The 18,890-nt window shown below is 47.0% G+C and carries 22 protein-coding genes; 8 read left to right on the top strand and 14 right to left on the bottom strand.

Going from position 1 to position 18,890, the window contains the following annotated elements; translation table 11 throughout:
- Positions 1-83: 83 nt before the first annotated feature.
- Together SB24_RS11875 and SB24_RS11870 are read right to left on the bottom strand one after the other, a co-directional pair.
- Positions 84-1,448: an MFS transporter gene (locus SB24_RS11875; RefSeq protein ID WP_039253540.1), complete on the bottom strand. Its 1,365-nt coding sequence runs from the start codon at positions 1,446-1,448 to the stop codon at positions 84-86.
- Positions 1,445-2,011 carry an isochorismatase family protein gene (locus tag SB24_RS11870; RefSeq protein WP_032867424.1) on the bottom strand — a complete coding sequence of 189 codons (567 nt, stop codon included), beginning with the start codon at positions 2,009-2,011 and terminating at the stop codon, positions 1,445-1,447. Before SB24_RS11870 ends, SB24_RS11875 begins: the two co-directional genes overlap by 4 nt.
- A gap of 252 nt (positions 2,012-2,263) precedes the next feature.
- Between SB24_RS11870 and SB24_RS11865 the strand changes: the two genes are divergently transcribed.
- Both SB24_RS11865 and SB24_RS11860 read left to right on the top strand, forming a co-directional pair.
- Positions 2,264-3,475, top strand: coding sequence for an ammonium transporter (locus tag SB24_RS11865; RefSeq protein WP_003151223.1), 1,212 nt, complete (start codon positions 2,264-2,266; stop codon positions 3,473-3,475).
- A 17-nt stretch (positions 3,476-3,492) separates the two neighbouring features.
- Positions 3,493-3,843, top strand: a complete 351-nt coding sequence (locus tag SB24_RS11860; RefSeq protein WP_015240748.1) for a P-II family nitrogen regulator — start codon at positions 3,493-3,495, stop codon at positions 3,841-3,843.
- Positions 3,844-3,896: 53 nt separating this feature from the next.
- Here SB24_RS11860 and ftsW read toward each other — a convergent pair whose 3' ends face one another.
- A complete protein-coding gene (gene ftsW, locus SB24_RS11855; RefSeq protein ID WP_007407568.1) occupies positions 3,897-5,051 on the bottom strand; it encodes a putative lipid II flippase FtsW in 1,155 nt (384 codons plus the stop codon).
- Between the two features lie 164 nt (positions 5,052-5,215).
- Between ftsW and SB24_RS11850 the strand changes: the two genes are divergently transcribed.
- Positions 5,216-5,791: an undecaprenyl-diphosphatase gene (locus SB24_RS11850; protein ID WP_007407569.1), complete on the top strand. Its 576-nt coding sequence runs from the start codon at positions 5,216-5,218 to the stop codon at positions 5,789-5,791.
- 16 nt (positions 5,792-5,807) lie between these two features.
- Here the strand turns inward: SB24_RS11850 and SB24_RS11845 are convergent, their stop codons facing one another.
- Together SB24_RS11845 and SB24_RS11840 are read right to left on the bottom strand one after the other, a co-directional pair.
- A complete protein-coding gene (locus SB24_RS11845) occupies positions 5,808-6,230 on the bottom strand; it encodes a VanZ family protein (RefSeq protein ID WP_007407570.1) in 423 nt (140 codons plus the stop codon).
- Positions 6,231-6,321: 91 nt separating this feature from the next.
- On the bottom strand, positions 6,322-7,191 hold the full coding sequence (locus tag SB24_RS11840; protein ID WP_007407571.1) for a stage II sporulation protein SpoIIQ: 870 nt from the start codon (positions 7,189-7,191) through the stop codon (positions 6,322-6,324).
- A gap of 138 nt (positions 7,192-7,329) precedes the next feature.
- Here SB24_RS11840 and SB24_RS11835 point away from each other — a divergent pair, with 138 nt between their 5' ends.
- Both SB24_RS11835 and SB24_RS11830 read left to right on the top strand, forming a co-directional pair.
- The gene (locus SB24_RS11835) at positions 7,330-7,821 is read left to right on the top strand and encodes a GNAT family N-acetyltransferase (protein WP_089072492.1); all 492 of its coding nucleotides are present in this window, start codon (positions 7,330-7,332) and stop codon (positions 7,819-7,821) included.
- Positions 7,818-8,267 carry a DUF5362 family protein gene (locus SB24_RS11830; protein WP_007407573.1) on the top strand — a complete coding sequence of 150 codons (450 nt, stop codon included), beginning with the start codon at positions 7,818-7,820 and terminating at the stop codon, positions 8,265-8,267. The genes SB24_RS11835 and SB24_RS11830 overlap by 4 nt, the downstream gene beginning before the upstream one ends.
- Positions 8,268-8,298: 31 nt before the next feature.
- Here SB24_RS11830 and SB24_RS11825 read toward each other — a convergent pair whose 3' ends face one another.
- On the bottom strand, positions 8,299-8,736 hold the full coding sequence (locus SB24_RS11825) for a DUF5392 family protein (RefSeq protein WP_007407574.1): 438 nt from the start codon (positions 8,734-8,736) through the stop codon (positions 8,299-8,301).
- Between the two features lie 220 nt (positions 8,737-8,956).
- On the opposite strand from SB24_RS11825, the gene cls reads away from it, so the two are divergent.
- The 3 genes from cls to xynA all read left to right on the top strand — a co-directional run bounded on the left by cls (position 8,957) and on the right by xynA (position 12,041).
- Positions 8,957-10,405, top strand: coding sequence for a cardiolipin synthase (cls, locus tag SB24_RS11820; protein WP_003151210.1), 1,449 nt, complete (start codon positions 8,957-8,959; stop codon positions 10,403-10,405).
- Positions 10,406-10,540: 135 nt separating this feature from the next.
- On the top strand, positions 10,541-10,927 hold the full coding sequence (locus SB24_RS11815) for a DUF5362 family protein (protein WP_039253536.1): 387 nt from the start codon (positions 10,541-10,543) through the stop codon (positions 10,925-10,927).
- 472 nt (positions 10,928-11,399) lie between these two features.
- Positions 11,400-12,041 (top strand): endo-1,4-beta-xylanase XynA, encoded by a 642-nt coding sequence (gene xynA, locus SB24_RS11805; protein ID WP_007407578.1) that lies wholly within the window; start codon positions 11,400-11,402, stop codon positions 12,039-12,041.
- Positions 12,042-12,371: 330 nt separating this feature from the next.
- Here xynA and SB24_RS11800 read toward each other — a convergent pair whose 3' ends face one another.
- The 8 genes from SB24_RS11800 to moaA all read right to left on the bottom strand — a co-directional run bounded on the left by SB24_RS11800 (position 12,372) and on the right by moaA (position 18,875).
- On the bottom strand, positions 12,372-12,776 hold the full coding sequence (locus SB24_RS11800; protein ID WP_003151203.1) for an Rrf2 family transcriptional regulator: 405 nt from the start codon (positions 12,774-12,776) through the stop codon (positions 12,372-12,374).
- 141 nt (positions 12,777-12,917) lie between these two features.
- Positions 12,918-14,627 carry an urease subunit alpha gene (gene ureC / locus SB24_RS11795; protein WP_039253528.1) on the bottom strand — a complete coding sequence of 570 codons (1,710 nt, stop codon included), beginning with the start codon at positions 14,625-14,627 and terminating at the stop codon, positions 12,918-12,920.
- Entirely contained in the window at positions 14,624-14,998 is a 375-nt protein-coding gene (ureB, locus tag SB24_RS11790; RefSeq protein WP_012118652.1) for an urease subunit beta, read from the bottom strand. Before ureB ends, ureC begins: the two co-directional genes overlap by 4 nt.
- Positions 14,995-15,312 (bottom strand): urease subunit gamma, encoded by a 318-nt coding sequence (gene ureA, locus SB24_RS11785; RefSeq protein ID WP_007407581.1) that lies wholly within the window; start codon positions 15,310-15,312, stop codon positions 14,995-14,997. Before ureA ends, ureB begins: the two co-directional genes overlap by 4 nt.
- A gap of 353 nt (positions 15,313-15,665) precedes the next feature.
- Complete coding sequence (locus SB24_RS11780) at positions 15,666-15,854, bottom strand: CsbD family protein (protein ID WP_015418407.1); 189 nt, start codon at positions 15,852-15,854, stop codon at positions 15,666-15,668.
- A gap of 73 nt (positions 15,855-15,927) precedes the next feature.
- A complete protein-coding gene (locus SB24_RS11775; protein ID WP_039253524.1) occupies positions 15,928-16,407 on the bottom strand; it encodes a hypothetical protein in 480 nt (159 codons plus the stop codon).
- 121 nt (positions 16,408-16,528) lie between these two features.
- Entirely contained in the window at positions 16,529-17,659 is a 1,131-nt protein-coding gene (locus SB24_RS11770) for a response regulator aspartate phosphatase (RefSeq protein ID WP_039253522.1), read from the bottom strand.
- A gap of 190 nt (positions 17,660-17,849) precedes the next feature.
- Positions 17,850-18,875 carry a GTP 3',8-cyclase MoaA gene (gene moaA, locus SB24_RS11765; protein WP_039253519.1) on the bottom strand — a complete coding sequence of 342 codons (1,026 nt, stop codon included), beginning with the start codon at positions 18,873-18,875 and terminating at the stop codon, positions 17,850-17,852.
- Positions 18,876-18,890 lie beyond the last annotated feature (15 nt).

Below are 18,890 nucleotides of genomic sequence, written 5' to 3'. Positions count from 1 at the left end.
CTATCGACAATAATCGTTTTGATTTTTGAGCACATTACACAAAAAAAGAGACGGGGAGAGCCCGTCTCTTTTTGTTGCGCCTGTTAAGAGGCTTTTTTGAGGAGAACCGAAAACCGGAACGCCATCAAAAGGCTTACAGCGCCGACAACGATAAGAATCGTCCCAAGCATATGAAAATGGCCGGCGGTAATTTCTTTTCCGAAAAGAATGCCCAAAATGACAGAAGACAAAATCGAACCGAGATACCGGCAGGTCTGAAACAGGCCGGACGTTGTTCCGACCATGTCGGCGGGGCTCGTTGTCAGCATGGCCGCCTGAAACGTGACATTTCCGAAGCCGTAGCCGACACCCAGCACGGACAGGATCAGCCCTTTTCCTATCATGGGCGCCTGAAGAAAGAAAAACGTTAACAGCACCGCTCCGATCGCGGTCAGGCAGGTTCCGGCAACAATCGGCTGAAGAAGCCCTTTCTTATCTATCCATTTTCCGGTCAGAGGCGACACCAGAATACTCATGCCCGACATAAACAGCATAATCAACCCGCTTGTCTGAACGGACAAATGCATTTCATCCTGAAAATAGCTCGGAAGCCCGAAAAAGATGCAGTAAAAGAATATATTCAGCAAAATAAATTGAATATACACCGACGATAGTTTCCGATGCGTTTTAAACAGCCTGACATCAATAAACGGCTTCTCTGTTTTCAGCTCGCGCCAGATAAAGAGCCCGACAAACAAAAGCCCGAATACGCCTTCTGTATAGTGAGGCTTCGTACTGAAGGACAATAAAAACGACAGGAGAAGGATAATCGCTCCGGCAAACAGGAGTATCCCGATCGTATCAAGCTGGCGGAGCACGCCTTTCAAGCCGCCGATCTCGCGTTTTTCATCTTTCGGAAACATATACATTCCGAGAGAAAAGCTGAGAATGATAAACGGCAGATTGACAAAAAAGATTGCCGGCCACCCTCCCCAAACGATCAGAAAACCGCCGAGAGTCGGACCGAGCGCCGTCATGGCTGATGCAAAGATTGACAGGACGGCCAGCGCCGAAGCCTGCTTCTCCCGTATATTTGAACGGATCAATCCGACGCCGGACGGATATATCGCGCTGCTTCCGATCGATTGAAAAAGCCGCATGATCAGCAAAGTCATAAAAGTCGGCGCAAACGGCGCGCCGACCGCCGAGACAGCAACAAGCAGAAGCCCGATCAAAAACAGCTTCTTCCTGCCGAGCATATCACCGAGCTTCCCGGTAACAGGCTGCGCCACCGCGCTGGCCAGATAAAAGGACGATATCAGCCAGGACACCGTTGTAAACGACAGGTGAAATTCATGCTGAATACTGTGAAGCGCAAGAGAAATCATCGACGAGTTCAATGGGTTCAGCATCGTCCCCGAAGCCACGGCTGTCAAGAACAGGACGCGGCTTTTTTTGGAGATTGTCATTTTGTCTGTGTGATAAATTCTTCCGTCGTCCGGCTTCTGCCGATTTTCGGGAAGATAAACTTGAGTGTCGCTTCGTGCTGTTCATCGCTGAATGTCGCCATCGCGTCAGTTACGAAAACTTGCTGATACCCGAGCTGAAAAGCTTCTCGCGCCGTGCTTTCCACACCGATGTTTGTCGCAATCCCGCATAACACAATCGTGTCGATCCCCCGTCTTCTGAGCTGAAGGTCCAGGTCCGTGCCGAAAAACGCGCCCCACTGCCGTTTTGTTACCGTATAATCATTTTCTTTCACTCCGATGTCAGGCACAAATTCAGCCCAGTCCGCCGGCGGAGCCGAATGGCCCGCCGCCTCTTCATCCGTCAGCGGCTTCAGCGCATCCGCTCCGTCATGAAAATCCACGTTCACAAAGCTGATAAATCCGCCTTTTTCCCGGAACACATCAATTAATTTTTTCGCGTTCGGCACAACGGTACCGCTTTTATCCATCGGCACAATGCCTTTTTGTAAATCAATAAGGACCAAAGCCGTTTTTTCAAATTGCAGATTTAATGATGTTGTCATAATGATTCCTCCTGATGCAGTTAGTGTTTCTCACCCCGTTTATTTTACTCTTTCCCGGACAGGATTTCTTCCGCCGTGCTCCGGCGCTCTTTTTATGGATATAAAGTCGCACGGCACCCATTTGAAAAAGCAGCATTATGAACGCAAAAAACCATGTCAGATAACCTTACATGAAAATGTTTTATCGTTCTTTTTTCTCTATAATAATGAATTAATCACAATTACATTCTGAATGAGACGGAGGAATACAACATGCAGATGGGCGATACAGTATTTATGTTCTTTTGCGCTTTACTCGTGTGGCTGATGACCCCCGGGCTGGCTTTGTTTTACGGGGGAATGGTAAAAAGCAAAAACGTGCTCAGCACGGCGATGCATAGTTTTTCTTCTCTCGCCATCGTATCCGTCGTTTGGGTTTTGTACGGATATTCACTTGCTTTTGCCCCCGGGAATACATGGCTTGGCGGGATTGAATGGGCGGGGCTGAAGGGGGTCGGCTTTGAACCCGGAAGTTATAGTGATACGATCCCGCATTCCTTGTTCATGATGTTCCAAATGACGTTTGCCGTACTGACGACGGCCATTATTTCCGGAGCATTTGCTGAACGCATGAGATTCAGTGCTTTTCTTGTATTTTCCTTTTTGTGGGCTTCCCTCGTATATACGCCCGTTGCGCACTGGGTATGGGGCGGCGGCTGGATCGGCCAAATGGGCGCTCTTGACTTCGCAGGCGGAAACGTCGTCCACATTTCTTCCGGAGTCGCCGGGCTTGTGCTGGCGATTGTGCTCGGGAAACGCAAGGACGGCACGGCGGCTTCGCCTCACAACTTAATTTACACGTTCTTGGGCGGAGCGCTCATCTGGTTCGGATGGTTCGGCTTCAATGTCGGCAGCGCCCTCACGCTTGACAGTATCGCGATGTTTGCCTTCATTAACACAAACACCGCGGCTGCAGCCGGAATTATCGGCTGGATTTTAATCGAATGGATGCTGAATAAAAAACCGACCATGCTGGGCGCTGTATCAGGCGCTATCGCCGGGCTTGTCGCCATTACGCCGGCTGCCGGGTTCGTTACGCCTTTCTCTTCCATCGTAATCGGTTTCATCGGCGGGCTTGTCTGCTTTTGGGGCGTTTATTGGCTCAAAAAGACTTTCGGTTATGATGATGCGCTTGACGCTTTCGGCCTGCATGGGATCGGCGGGACATGGGGCGGCATCGCGACCGGTTTATTCGCAACCACTTCCGTCAATGACGGCGGGGCAAACGGGCTGTTTTACGGCGATCCGGGACTGCTCTGGAAGCAGATTGCGGCCATTGCGGCAACCTATGTATTTGTATTTATTGTCACTTTCGTTATCATTAAAATTGTAGGTCTGTTCATTCCCCTGCGCGCCAGTGAAGAAGAAGAGTCACTTGGTCTTGATTTAACGATGCACGGGGAAAAAGCATATCAGGACTTATAAAGTGAGGAGTGGCTTAGATGAGCGGTCAAATGTTCAAGGTAGAAATCGTTACGCGTCCGGCTAAGTTTGAAACATTGAAACAGGAACTCGGTAAAATCGGAGTCACATCGCTGACCTTCTCCAACGTACACGGCTGCGGCCTTCAAAAAGCCCACACCGAACTGTACCGCGGAGTCAAAATTGAGAGCAATGTGTATGAACGGCTGAAAGTGGAAATCGTTGTCAGCAAGGTCCCCGTTGATCAAGTCGTGGAAACGGCGAAGAAAGTGCTGAAAACGGGAGAGCCCGGAGACGGCAAAATATTCGTCTATGAAATCGGAAACACGATTAATATCCGCACCGGAGAAGAAGGATCAGGAGCTTTATAAACAGGCAGAACGCCCGGAGACAGAAATGTCCCGGGCGTTTTTTTCGGGCTTCATTAAAAAGAAGAAACCTTTTTTTCATGCGGGACAGGCCGCTTATGCCGTACGGGTTGTTTTTTCGCATATGTGCTGATATTGACCAGTATGCCGCACAAAAACAGCGTCATAATCAATGAAGAACCGCCGTAGCTGATAAACGGAAGCGGCACACCCGTAACCGGGAGAAGTCCGCTCATCGCTCCCAAATTCAATACAACCTGAAACATTAATTGAAACGTAATTCCGATGGCAAGAAGCTTCCCGAACGGGTCATCAGCCCGCACGGCCGTTTTTACGCCGAGAAGCATTAACGCAAAATATAATCCCAAAACGATCAGAACACCGAATATCCCCAGCTCTTCGCTGATCACGGCCATAATGAAATCGGTATGCGCCTCAGGCAGATAGTTCATTTTTTCAACACTGTTTCCAAGCCCTCTTCCGAAAAACCCGCCTCCGGAAATAGCAAAATAGGATTGAATCAGCTGATAGCCGTCCCCATTCGCGTCACCAAACGGATTGGTAAAGGAAACGAGGCGCTTCACACGATAGGAAGCGGAAAATGCGAGATAAACAACCCCCGACACCGCCGTCGCGCCGAGCACGAACAGATGGCGCTTTTTCAAGCCGGCACATAATAAAATCGACCCGCACGCCGCCAGGATTAAGGAAGCCGTCCCTAAATCAGGCTCCGCCAATGTCAGCAGAAAAGCGGTCCCCAAAATCACTAATGGCGGCAGAACCCCTTTCACAAATTGATGAATGTACGGCTGCTTTTTCGTATAAATCGAAGCGAAATACAAAATCATGGCGATCTTCGCCAATTCAGACGGCTGTACGACAAGCGGGCCCGCTCCCAGCCACCTGCGGGAAAAATTCCGCTCCAGCCCGATTCCCGGTATCAAGACGAGCAGCAGCAATACCAGCGAACCGACCACAAACAGCGGTACAAGCCGCGCATACCGCTTATACGGAAGACAGGCGGCAAATAGAAATAAGCATAATCCGATCAGTAAAGAGGCACTCTGCTTATGGAAGAAATAGGATGGATCTCCGTACCGCTGAGACCCCATCACATCACTGGCGCTGTACACCATTAACAAGCCGAATCCGCAAAGCAGCATAATGACAAACACAAGCGGCAGATCGGCGTTTTTCAAACGTTTCAGCAACGGACAAAACTCCTTCGGCTATTCTTTTCCCGCATACTTGACGCACATTAATACAGTCACGTTTCATTCTGTTTACTTTTTTATGATTATTTTTAATACCAATTGTGTCTCATAGAAAAAAGCATTACACTGTTCATATAAAATAAAGATAAAAGGTGATATTTGTGAATTACGAACTATTTAAAGCGATCAATGGTTTGTCGCACCATAGTGCCATTCTCGACTCTATCATGGTATTTATTACGGAATACGCCATTTACGCCTACGCCCTTTTCCTGCTTGCCATGTGGCTGTTCGGAAGCACAAAAGGCAGACAAAACGCCCTGTACGCGGGCTTCACGGGTGTTGCAGCGCTTATCGTCAACTACCTCATCACGAAAGTCTATGTCGAGCCGCGCCCCTTTGTCGAACATACGGTTCATACGCTGATCCCTCATGCCGCGGATGCTTCATTTCCGAGTGACCATACGACAGGCGCTTTGGCGATTTCAATTGCGATTCTGTTCCGCAACAAAAAACTCGGCTGGCCGCTTGTGATTTTCGGCCTTTTGACCGGCTTCTCAAGAATTTGGGTCGGCCACCATTATCCGATCGATGTGCTCGGAAGCATTATCGTTTCCCTCATTGTCGGATTCCTGCTGTTCAGATTTTCAAATGTGCTTCGTCCGATTGTCGATCTGATCGTGCGAATCTATGAAAGTATCGTTCATAAAAGCAAATCGACAAACCATAATATATAAAAAAAGCCGGCGTCTGTCACAGACTGCCGGTTTTTGTATGTTTGGCTGTATGCTTTTTCCTTTGTAAAGCACAGAATGCGGCAATGCCGAGACTGTCAATCAGCACATCGCGGAGACATCCGTTTCTGCCGAAAAAGAGCTGGACGATTTCTGTCAGGAAAGCGGCGGCCAATGCATACAGCACCGCCCTCTTCATGCGCCTGCGCTCCCTGAAAAACAAATAGGCGAGCACAAAAAATGAAAACGCGTGCCCGAGCTTTTGAATCGCCGCTTCCGGTATGGCGAGCTCCGCCATATCGAACACAAAGAAACCGGACACATCCGGATGCGGCGTGAAACGGAAGGACACCGTCTGTGACACAATCATATCGTGAAAGCTTTCCGTCAAAGCCGAAACGAAAACAAAGACGAGCCACCCGGCCGCCAGACATTTATTCATTCAGCATCTCCTTCGTTTTCTACTAGTATAAAGGCACATGCGGCAATATGAAAAGCGCCTATCTGAGCTGATAGGCGCTTTGGGATCAAGATTACTTGCCCGAATCTTTCATTGAGCCGTCATCTTTACCATCTGTCTTGTCTTTTGTGCCGTCCTCTTTGTCACCTGGTTTTTCTTCGGTTTCTTTTTTAGGCGTCACATCTTTTTTCTCGGAAGACTGCTGAATTGACCCTTCCGTTTCTTCTGTCACAGCGTTTTTCTCTTCAGCCGCCGCTTTTTCAATAGATGTTACCGGCTTGTCCATAAAATTGAGCGGGTTCATCGCTACGCCGTCCTTGCGGATTTCAAAGTGCACGTGATTTCCGCTTTCTTCACTGTAAAGGTTTTTTCCGGATTTACCGATGACCTGGTTCTGCTTTACTTTGTCGCCCTGATCCACGCTGACTTCAGATAAAGACTGATAGACAGTAGACAGGCCGTCTGAGTGTTCAATTTCAACCACATATCCCAGTACCGGGTCTTTAGCAGCTTTAACAACCGTACCGCTCAGAGAAGCAGAAACATCAAATGATTTTCCGTCTTTCTCAGCTAAGTCAATTCCTTTACTGAGGCTGTACGTGTTATTATAGTTAACAAGTGCTGCTTCTTTCTCTTTTTTTGCGGCATCAGTTTCATAAAACTTTTTCACAACAGAAACATTTTCAGAATGAGCAGCCGGCATTGCGACGTTTTCCATTGACTTGCCTACTTCGACGGCATCGTCTTTGCCGCTGTCATACGCGGAGTTTCCGCCGTTGTTCGTCAGATTGTCCTTCACATCATTCGAAACGGATTGATACCAAAGGACAGCTGTTAAAATGACGGCCGCACTGACTAAGTAGATTGCAGGGAATATCCAGCGTTTGCGAAAAAACCGCTGAAGTTTTTTGACTTGAGAAGTTTTCTTTTCTTCCTCTCTCATTTGTTCATCACCTCAGCAACATTCTGAACACTTTTCTGAAAATATATACACATCCATAAAAAACTTTTTTGGAAATAGTATGTGCAGATTGCACTTGATTATGTAATAAAATGTGAAGGGAGATCCCGGAATATGAATTTGACCCTGCGCAAAGCCGTATTGGAGGATTTAGATGCGGTGGTGGCCATATACAACTCGACGATTGCCTCACGAATGGTAACGGCTGATACGGAAGAAGTGACGCCCGAAGACCGGATGGATTGGTTTCTGCGGCACACGGACCGGCGCCCGCTGATGGTCGCGGAAGATGAGACCGGCAAAGTGGCGGCCTGGATCAGCTTTGAAACGTTTTACGGCCGTCCGGCCTATGACAAAACGGCGGAGATCAGCATCTATCTGCATCAGGATTGCCGCGGCAAAGGAGCAGGAAGCTTTTTGCTGAAAGAAGCCCTGGCACTCGCTCCGGCAATCGGCATCCGCAGCCTGATGGCTTTTATCTTCGGACATAATGTGCCGAGCATTAAGCTGTTTGAAAAATTCGGTTTTACCGAATGGGGCGTATTCCCGGGTATCGCCGAAATGGACGGAAAACGATATGACTTGAACATTTTAGGGAGAGAACTGTCATGATCACCATCGATAAAGACAAAGACGAAAACCAGCCGCTCAATAAAAAAGCCCGTTCCCTTGCCGACATCGCCAAATGGGGAAAGATCACCGCCGTGTTTCTGATCATCACGGGCTCTCTTTCCGCTCTGTCAGCCATTGTGACGCTGCTTGGAGCCATTCCGGGGGTTCTGCTCATCATTTCCGGCGTCATGCTGATGCGCTCGGCAAAAGCGGCTGCCGCCCTTCAGGAAGGACTAGAAGAAAACGCGGAAGAAAATATGCTTGCACATTACGCGTCATTTATCAAAATGCAGTTTTTTTACGCGGCATCCAGTGTGGTATTGGGCATTCTTGCTTTTATTTTAGTCGTCATCTTCGCTGTCATCGGAATTATCGCTTATCACAGCACTGATACGTATGACACGCCTGATTCATATTACTATGAGAACGACCCGGTGTTTGAATGACAAAAAGAGCTGATCGCGCGTCAGCTCTTTTTTAATAAAGCATTTCTTTTTTCCGGTCTTCTTCCGTTAAAAATTCAATAAAGCTCTTCATCGCAGACGGCTCCTCGGCAATCAGCCGGGTATAGGCGCTTTTCCGTTCCTCGGACAGAATGTCGCTTTTTCTGATTCTGTTCAGCATATAAAGGCGGATCGTTTTTTGCACCTGTTTCCGCTGATGGCCGGCTTCCTTAAAAAACGCAAGACCCAGAGCCGCAAGGAGGGCAAAAATGCCGGCCGATACGAGAGCTCCTCTCCCGGAAGGGGCCTGAATCAAAAGCGATGCCAGATGAAACAGACTAAAAGCGGCGAGCGGGAAAGCAAGAAAACGGTAAATGATGCTTTTTTTCATCAGCGGCGCGATGGCGATTTGTATTTTCTGAATTTCTTTTTTTATGAATCCCGGCAATTGTTCCGCATGCTCCAGCTTCATGCCCTCTCCCCTTTGCTGTCATTTTTGTCTTCTTTTTCATATATGCATATTTTACCGCACCCGGAACTTTCTTTGAAAGAAAACTGCATTCATCTTTGATTCCGGCTCTTTATTCTTTCAAAATGTCAATGTTATAATTTGAAATGGGAATCAGATTGCTGCACTTGTCGGAATACTAATGGGCACAGTCTTGATAAATATGATATAGCGGGGTTGCAAAGTGAGCATTTCATTTATTTTATTCGGATTTTTTTTCGTTTTAAATATACTTTTGGCCGTCATCATGATTTTCAAAGAAAGACGCGATGCCAGCGCTTCATGGGCTTGGCTCTTGGTTCTTTTTTTTATTCCCATTTTAGGGTTTATTTTATACCTGTTATTCGGCCATAACCTGAGACGCAAGCATCTGTTTCAGTGGGAAGACCGTAAAAAAATCGGGATAGAAAAGCTGCTGAAGTTTCAGCTGAAAGATCTGAAGTCGAGGCAATTCCAATTTAACAACAGGGCGACTGTGGATAATAAAGACCTCATCTATATGCTTGTCATGAACAACCACGCAGTCTTTACAGAGGATAATTCGGTGGAGATTTTGACGGACGGGCGCGATAAGTTCAAACGCTTAATGAAGGACATTTCCAACGCAAAAGATCACATTCACCTTCAATACTATATTTATAAAGGTGATGAACTGGGAAAAAAATTGCGCGATGCCTTAGTGAAAAAAGCACGTGAAGGCGTAAAAGTCAGAGTGTTATATGATGAACTCGGTTCAAGATCACTCAGAAAAAAATTCTTCAAACCGCTGCGGGACGCCGGCGGCCATGTGGAAGTCTTTTTTCCTTCCAGGCTTCGTCCGATTAATTTGCGGCTCAATTATCGGAATCACCGCAAGCTCGTCATCATTGACGGCGAAACCGGCTATGTCGGCGGCTTTAACGTCGGAGATGAATATCTCGGCCTGAATCCGAAATTCGGCTACTGGCGCGATACGCACCTCAGGCTTCAAGGCACGGCGGTACACGCCATTCAGACACGGTTTATCCTCGATTGGAACCAAGCCTCCCATCATCATACGCTCACATACGTTCCGAATCATTTTCCGGAATGCGAGCCGAAGGGCAACGTCGGGATGCAGATTGTCACGAGCGGACCGGACTCAGAATGGGAACAAATTAAAAACGGCTATATCAAGATGATCTCAACGGCCAAACGGTCAATCCTGATTCAGACGCCTTACTTTATTCCTGACTCAAGTCTTTTAGATGCCCTCAGGATCGCCTGTCTGTCAGGCATCGACGTCAAAATCATGATTCCGAACAAGCCGGATCACGCTTTCGTTTACTGGGCGACTTTATCTTACATCGGCGATCTTTTGAAAGCCGGAGCCTCAGTCTACATTTACGATAACGGCTTTATTCATGCAAAAACGATTGTCGTCGATGATGAGACGGCTTCAGTCGGTACGGCGAATATCGACGTCAGAAGCTTCAGACTTAATTTTGAAGTCAACGCCTTTATTTATGACGTCACCATTGCGAAAAAACTCATTTCCTCATTTAAAGAAGATCTGCTCGTCTCCAGAAAATATACGTATGAAGAATATCAGGAGCGTTCGCTGCGGATCCGCATTAAAGAATCGATTTCAAGACTTCTTTCGCCGATTTTGTAATTCCCGGGGTGTTTCTCGGGAATTTTCTGATACAAAAACGGACACGGCATGAAAAAACACATTTTATATTCAAAAGAATGACCGAATAGTGTATAAATGAAAAGTGAGTATTTTTTTGTAAAGGAGTGCCATAGTTTGAAACCTGAATCAGTGAATCGTTCGCTTATTTCTATTTCGAAATGGGGAAAAGCGACAGGTATTTTATTTATTACCGTGGGTGCGTTTGCGGCGCTGTCGGGCGCGTTTTTCTTTTTAATCGGAGCCATTCCCGGCGTTCTGCAGATCATTGCCGGCATTTTTCTGATGCGCTCGGCAAATGAAGCGGGACAGATGGCGGAGCAGTTCAATGAACTGACAGAGGAACATATGCTGGAAAATTATGCAAAGTTCGTGAAAATGCAGGGGATCTACCTGATTGTGACGGTCGGCTTGTCCGTTCTCGGTATCGTTCTCTTCATTGTCCTCATGACGCTCGGCATCGTGGACGGCGTGTTTAATAATATTGATGCCAATACATATTAAAAAGGAAAATCCCGGCGCATCCGCCCGGGATTTTTTCTTATTCCGCTTCTTCGACTACGGGAAAGTTTTTCTGCTCTGGATTTTCCAATACGACGATGGCATAATGGCGCAGCTGATGCAGCTGTCTGCAAATAATCTTTCAGACATTCCGGCTTCAGCTCAAAAAAGTTTATTCAAATAAAAGCTTTTCCTCAGAGTTTCAACTGAAATCACTCAATTGTTCGACTGTTCCTGATCAGGTTTAGAAGCAAGAATTGTGATTCTGCAAAATAAGGATAAAAGCCCTGATGGAACAAGACCACTTATCATACAGTTTTTTGGGTCTTTGTAATTAAATTACAATTGTTCTTAATATTCACTCATGTATTCATGCTATTATATTGAAAGGAACGATCAAAAGCGTTGGCGTTCGTTAAATATTTACGAGTGCTCCTCATGTCAAAGTCAGAAAAAATAGTATAGGAGGTAACATATGTTTAAGTTTAAAAAGAAATTCTTAGTTGGATTAACGGCTGCTTTCATGAGTATCAGCATGTTTTCGGCAACCGCCTCTGCAGCTGGCACAGATTACTGGCAAAATTGGACTGATGGGGGCGGAACAGTCAACGCTGTCAATGGATCTGGCGGGAATTACAGTGTTAATTGGTCTAATACCGGAAATTTCGTTGTTGGTAAAGGCTGGACTACAGGCTCGCCATTTAGAACAATAAACTATAATGCCGGAGTCTGGGCGCCGAATGGCAATGGATATTTGACTTTATATGGCTGGACGAGAGCACCTCTCATCGAATATTATGTAGTGGATTCATGGGGTACTTACAGACCTACCGGAACGTATAAAGGTACTGTAAAGAGTGATGGAGGTACATATGACATATATACAACGACACGTTATAACGCACCTTCCATTGATGGCGATAACACTACTTTTACGCAGTACTGGAGTGTTCGCCAGTCGAAGAGACCGACCGGAAGCAACGCTGCAATCACTTTCAGCAATCATGTTAACGCATGGAAGAGCCATGGAATGAATCTGGGCAGTAATTGGGCTTATCAAGTCTTAGCGACAGAAGGATATAAAAGCAGCGGAAGTTCTAATGTAACAGTGTGGTAACAGCTCATCTTTAATTAGGGGCAGCTAACGGGCTGCTGATCGTTCCTAGAGAAATTTTATAATCATTGTTAAGAGGCGAACGGTTTTGGCATTGCCGGAGGCAGGATATCATTTTTTGTTTAACTTGCTCACAGCTGACACCTTCACATAAGTCTTAAGCAAAATAAAAATATCCCGGCAACCGCCTCCTTTAGTTTCGGAGGATTTCTTCATTAAACAGATCGCAATCCGCATCCAGGCGTGTCTGAATATGGAGCCAAAACCGTGATTTCCTCATTATAACTTGTAACCATTTTTATTACACCTATAGCAGCATGAACCCATCTCTTTTTAACAAAAGAGATGATTCATTACATCATAAAGGGACTTGCTCGCAAGTTCATTCTCCATTGCCCGCTGTACGCTTCCGAACGTCTCATCGAGCGCGCGCTGAATATTTTTTCCGACCGGACAGTCGGGGTTCGGATTGTCGTGAACCGCAAAAAGCTCTTCCTTATTCTGCACCGCCCTGTAAACCTCTAAGAGGGTGATCTCCGACGGATCTTTTTTCAGGCTGGCTCCCGGAACACCCGCCCGGGATGTCAGAATACCCGCTTTTTTCAGCTGGCTGATCGTTCTCCGCACGACGACGGGATTGGTGTTTACGCTGCCCGCAATCATATCCGATGACGCCCGTTCATCCGTTGAGATCAGCGATAGAATGTGAATGGCCACAGCAAGACGGCTGTTAATCATGTTTTTCACCACCGTTGTAACTGCAATAGTTACATTTCATTTGTTTGTCAACTACTAATATACACTAAAACGGGCGGCAGGATGAAATCAAGTTGGCAATAGAGGTGTAAACAGGCCGGCGGGAAACCGGCCGGAGAGGGATTAAAATAAGAAATAACGCTGTCCGAGCGGAACATAGCTGACGGGCTGGCATGCCAGCTCTTCTCCGTCGGCGAACACCTGATAAGTTTTCGGATCGACTTGTATATTCGGCATCGCGTCATTCAGCTCCATGTCGAGCTTACTCAGCTTACGGATATTCCGTACGGGAGAAATCATTTTTTCAAGGCCGAGCTTTTCCGGCACACCGTTTGCGATACCGGCCTGGGACATAAATGTAATAGAAGTATTTCGGTTTGCTTTACCGTATGATGCGTACATCTGCCGCATAAACACGGGCTCAGGCGTCGGAATGGAAGCATTCGGATCTCCCATCTGGGCGCGGGCGATCATGCCGCCTTTGAGCACAAGTTCAGGTTTGACGCCGAAGAAAACCGGGTCCCATAGTACGAGGTCGGCGAGCTTTCCTTTTTCAACGGAACCGACTTCATGGCTCAGGCCGTGAGTGACGGCCGGGTTGATCGTGTATTTGGCGATATAGCGTTTGGCGCGCACATTGTCATTGCCGTTTTCTCCTGATAGAGCGCCGCGCTGTTTTTTCATTTTATCGGCCACCTGCCATGTCCTGATAATCACTTCTCCCACCCTGCCCATCGCCTGCGAGTCAGATGACGTCATGCTGATCGCGCCGATATCGTGCAGAATATCCTCCGCCGCAATGGTGGCCGCTCTGATGCGTGAATGACTGAACGCCACGTCTTCAGGCACTTTTGAATCTAAATGATGGCAGACCATCATCATATCAAGATGCTCGTCCATCGTGTTGACGGTATACGGAATCGTCGGCGTTGTAGAGGACGGCAGGATATTGGCGTAAGATGCGAGTTTCATAATATCCGGTGCGTGGCCTCCGCCGGCTCCCTCTATGTGATATGTATGGATAACCCGGTCGCCGATCGCATCAAGCGTATTTTCTAAAAAGCCCGCTTCATTTATCGTGTCTGTGTGAATCGCCACCTGAATGTCCGCCTCATCCGCTGCTTCCATGCAAGCTTTAATGGCGCTTGGCGTTGATCCCCAATCTTCATGCAGCTTCAGGCCGATCGCGCCTGCTTCCACCTGCTCGATCAGCGGCGCTTTATCGGATGCATTCCCTTTTCCTAAGAAACCGACGTTGATCGGAAACTCCTCGGCCGCTTCCAGCATTCTCGACATGTACCATGCACCGGATGTACAAGTCGTCGCTTTACTTCCCGTCGCAGGACCCGTTCCGCCGCCGAGAAGCGTGGTCACGCCTGAAGAAAGCGCGACTTCCATCTGCTGCGGGCAGATAAAGTGGATATGCGTATCCACCCCGCCGGCCGTTACGATTTTCCCTTCGCCGGAAATAACTTCTGTTCCGGCACCGATAATCATCTGCGGGTCCACCCCATCCATAATATCAGGGTTGCCGCTTTTTCCGACGCCGACAATCCGGCCGTCCTTCACCCCGATATCCGCCTTGACGATTCCGGTATAATCCAGGATAACCGCGTTTGTAATGACCAGATCAAGCGCTCCGTCTTTCCCGGTGATACGCCCGTTCTGCCCCATGCCGTCCCGGATTGTTTTCCCTCCGCCGAAAATCATTTCTTCCCCGTAATTCGTGAAATCTTTTTCGACTTCAATCCATAAATCCGTATCTCCGAGTCTGACTTTGTCTCCCGTTGTCGGTCCGAACAGTTCTGCGTATTGCTCACGTGACATTTTCATCGGATCGCCTCCTCCATCCATCCGGCTTTTTTAAGATTTGACAGAGTCTTCTCTTTTCCGCGCTCATCCATATACGTATCGGCCATGCCGTTGAGACCTCTGACCGTTTTTCGCCCTCCGATTTCCACGAGCGTGACGGTTTTCTCTTCTCCCGGTTCAAAACGGACAGATGTGCCTGACGGGATATCAAGGCGCATGCCGATTGCTTTGTCCCGATTGAAGGAAAGGGCGCCGTTGGCTTCGGCAAAATGAAAATGCGATCCTACCTGCACTGACCGTGTTCCGTTATTGGTGACTGACACCTCCAGCGTCTTCCGGCCTTCGTTAATGGTGATGATCCCCTTTGCGACTTGAATCGCTCCCGGCTTCATGACTTCACCTCCGCTTTGATCGGCTGATGAACGGTGACAAGCTTAACCCCGTCCGGGAACGTCGCTTCCACCTGAATGCTGTCCAGCATTTCCGGAACGCCTTCCATAACATCTTTTTCCGTCAATACATTGCGGCCGGATTCCATCAGCTCAGCAACGCTTTTTCCGTCTCTCGCGCCTTCCATCAGATAACAGGTCAAATATGCGGCGGCTTCGGGATAATTCAGCAGAACGCCGCGCGCCTTCCGCTGCTTAGCGAGCTCTCCCGCCGTAAAAATAAGCAATTTTTCTTGTTCAACCGGTGTCAGTTTCATCTGTATTCCCCCTTAGTGATAGTCAAACACAATCCGCATGGTCATACCGAAACGATGCAGGCGGCCGTCACCCCCTTCACCTCATGAAATGTTAAGTGATAAAAGTTATTCGACGGTGAACGGCCCGATTCCTTTTGCAGAAATTACCGATTTCTCATTTTTTTCTTCAACAAACGTTTAATCAAATGTGAAGAAAGGTTACATTCTATGTGAATATTATAAAGAAATCGCCGGGGAATTTATAGAATATTTAAAAATTTAGTGAATATTAACCAAATGAACTGGAATTTTTGTCATTTCTCATAACAAAAAGCCCAAAATATTTTGGGCTTTTGCTGTGTTTCACTATCAAATTAGTCATCACTGAGTTTATCTTTCGTTTTGCCGACACCCTTTTGCAGGCTGCCTTTCGCTTTGTCTTTTTTACCTTCCGCTTTTAAGTCGGACTTGTCTGCCATGTCGCCTGCTTTGTCCTTTGCTTCCCCTTTCATTTTGTTCATGCCGCCTTTTACTTTGTCTTTTAAACCGTTATCTTGACTCATAATATCTTCAACTCCTTTTGTTGTTGTGTACTTGTGTTCTTCCCTCTCAGCCTGATAGCAAACATTTCAACTCTCAATTATTGATTTCACAGCGTTCCCCGTAGCGGAGCACTTTGTAAACAGCCAATCCGTCTGACAGCTTATTATCCCCGTATTGCACCGGCAGAAGAGCAAAGAAAACATAATAAGTTGAAAAATAGACAAATTGGTAAAAAAATAAGTTTGGCTCGAGGACATCTTTCATGATCAGCAGATTTACTAAAAAGATAGAAGCGAGATTAAACAGACAGCCTCCGGAATAGACGAGCGCGCTCGTCAGACGGTTATCTATCCGCAATTCGCCGAACTTGCAGAAAGAATCTATGAAGTAGATACGCCGAACCTGAATCGGCCCTACTTTTAAAAGACGTTTCCCCATTCCGATATCCAATGACGCCTTGCCTCCGAACAGCATGGCCATAAAGCTGTGCCCCGACACATGGATGACAGACACCATCGGCAGAATGATGAGAAAAGATACGAAAAACTTTATCATATCATTAAATCCGAACAACAAATCCCTCCTTCCCATCGTACTTTTTTCCCTCTTTTGCGATTTTTCCGATTTTTTCTATGATCAAACGTCCTGATGTGCATAAAAAAATAACCATCTGCTGATCAGATGGTTAAGAAAATTATATATCGTATAAACACTGTTCTTTTTGAATGTTTTCTCTCATGCGAATCGCTTTTTCATAAAAATACGCCGCTTCTTTATATTGCTCATGTGCGCTTGTGTAAACGGCGGCCTCCAAGGCGAAATCTTCAATATACACATACAGCGATTTTTCATTCATATAGTCAAACACTTCATGGATTAACTCCATATTGAGCGACTCCAAATAAAGCGCTTGTAAAAACTTATACTTCTCTAAACTGAATCGATCGCCCCGTTCTTTCGCGATCATGACCCCTCTTTCATAATAGGTAAGGGCCGCTTGGTCATCATGCAGCCTGAAAAGGGTGTGCGTTAAGCTGAACAGCGCCTTCGGAAGCTGTTCAAGCTGATGCTCTTCAAAAACGGGAACCGCTTTTCTAAAGTACCGGGCCGCTTCATCCAGATCCCGCTTTTCAGCATAACAATTCCCCAGATTGTAAAGCGAAGACCCGATCAGGCGGGGCTGTCCTTCAAGCAAAGAAAGGCGGAGGGCTTCGTCTAAATGCTCAAGCGCTTTGTCGTAGTTTTTGCAGTCGATGTAGTTTCCTGAGATGACGAAATGGCATTGAATTCTCCGCACTCTGTAGAAATCGTGTTTCATATACGTATCCAGCGCTTGAATCCCGTGATTCATGGAAAAATGAGTCTGCTTCATGACATAAAACACTTCAGACATCTTGAAATGGAATTCCGCCCTCTCTATATCATCCTCGACAAATGAAAGGAGTTTTTCCGCTTTCCGGTAAAAAGAAATAGCCGCAACATAGTTATTGTGATCGAATTCATACATCCCTCTGAACAAATGGAAATAATACTCAGACAGTCCCGATATGCTGTCCGTGCTTTCGATCGTCTTTTGCAGCTCGCTGTACTGAATCTGTGATTGTTCGGTGCATTCCGGCTTGACGTAATCAAGCATAATATGATGGCGGTAGCTGATCAGCTGATAATATAACAGCAGCAGCTGGTCTTCCTCCATACGTTGTATATCCTCATCAATTTCCTCTTTCAGCTTTATGGCATCAGCCGCTTGAAACGCTAAAATGTGCTTGTACCATTTGTTGATCTTGACTCCAACTTGAGATGACGGAATCTCGTATGCGGTCATGCCCCTTTCACAACCTTTTCTAATTTCTATTGGTTATATTTTAACATATTGTATGGCTTTGGAATTGCATAACTTGATTGTCCTGCATCAAAATTCCTATCATATATTTCGGCTGTCACCGGTATTTTTTGAACAGACCGCTCTCATATTGTGAATAAAAAAGCCTGCCCTTGTCCGGGCAAGCTTTTCTTCATCCGCCTATATAAGACATTTCCACTTTCTTTTTCCCATCCGTTTTAGAAAGCGCGCGGTCAATTGAATACTGATCCGCGCGATTTCTCCAGACAGAAGCGATGGATTCCGTCAATTCATCATCGGTCAGACCGCCGCGCACGAGTTTCCGAACATCATAGCCGCTTGACGCAAACAGGCACGTAAACAGCTCGCCTCTCGCCGACAGGCGCGCTCTGTTGCAGGAGGCGCAAAATGCATCCGAGACGGAGGAAATCACGCCGATTTCGCCGGAACCGTCAAGATAGCGAAACCTGGAAGCGACCTCTCCTTTATAATTCGCTTCTATCGGCTCCGTTGGCATGTGCTGGTTGATCAGATCAATAATCTCTGCCTTCGTGATCACGTCTTTTTTATTCCATTGATTCGTATTGCCTACATCCATAAATTCAATAAACCGGAGAATATGACCCTTTTCTTTAAAATAGCGGGCCATCGGCAGGATATCTTTTTCATTGACGCCCTTTTGAACAACCATATTGATTTTCACACCGAGTCCGGCCGCTTTTGCCGCCTCAATGCCCTCAAGCACCTTGTTCACCGAAACCCCGCGGCCGTTAATGGCCTTAAACCGCTCATCCTCTAAAGAATCGAGGCTGACTGTCACGCGATGCAGCCCCGCCTGCTTCAGTTTTTCCGCATACACGGGAAGAAGAGAGCCGTTTGTCGTCATCGCGATATCTTTAAGTCCGGGGATGCGCGCAAGTTTTTTGATCAATTCAGGCATATCTTTTCTCATGAGCGGCTCTCCGCCCGTCAGCCTGATTTTTTCAACGCCGAAGCGGCCGACAAACAGCTTCGCTAGCCGCTCAAGCTCCTCGAAGGAGAGCAATTCCGTCTTTTGTAAAAATGGATAATCCGGTCCGAATAATTCGGCTGGCATACAGTACGTGCATCTGAAGTTGCAGCGGTCGGTTACAGAGATACGAAGATCCCTGAGCGGCCTTTCCCTTTTGTCTGTCACCCGGCGCGTTTCTGTATTCATAAGCCCAAGACCCCT

It is taken from the genome of Bacillus sp. Pc3 (assembly GCF_000815145.1).
In the GTDB taxonomy this organism is placed as follows: domain Bacteria; phylum Bacillota; class Bacilli; order Bacillales; family Bacillaceae; genus Bacillus; species Bacillus velezensis.
Note: the sequence above shows the minus strand (reverse complement) of the source record. Positions and strands in the feature narration are given on the sequence as shown.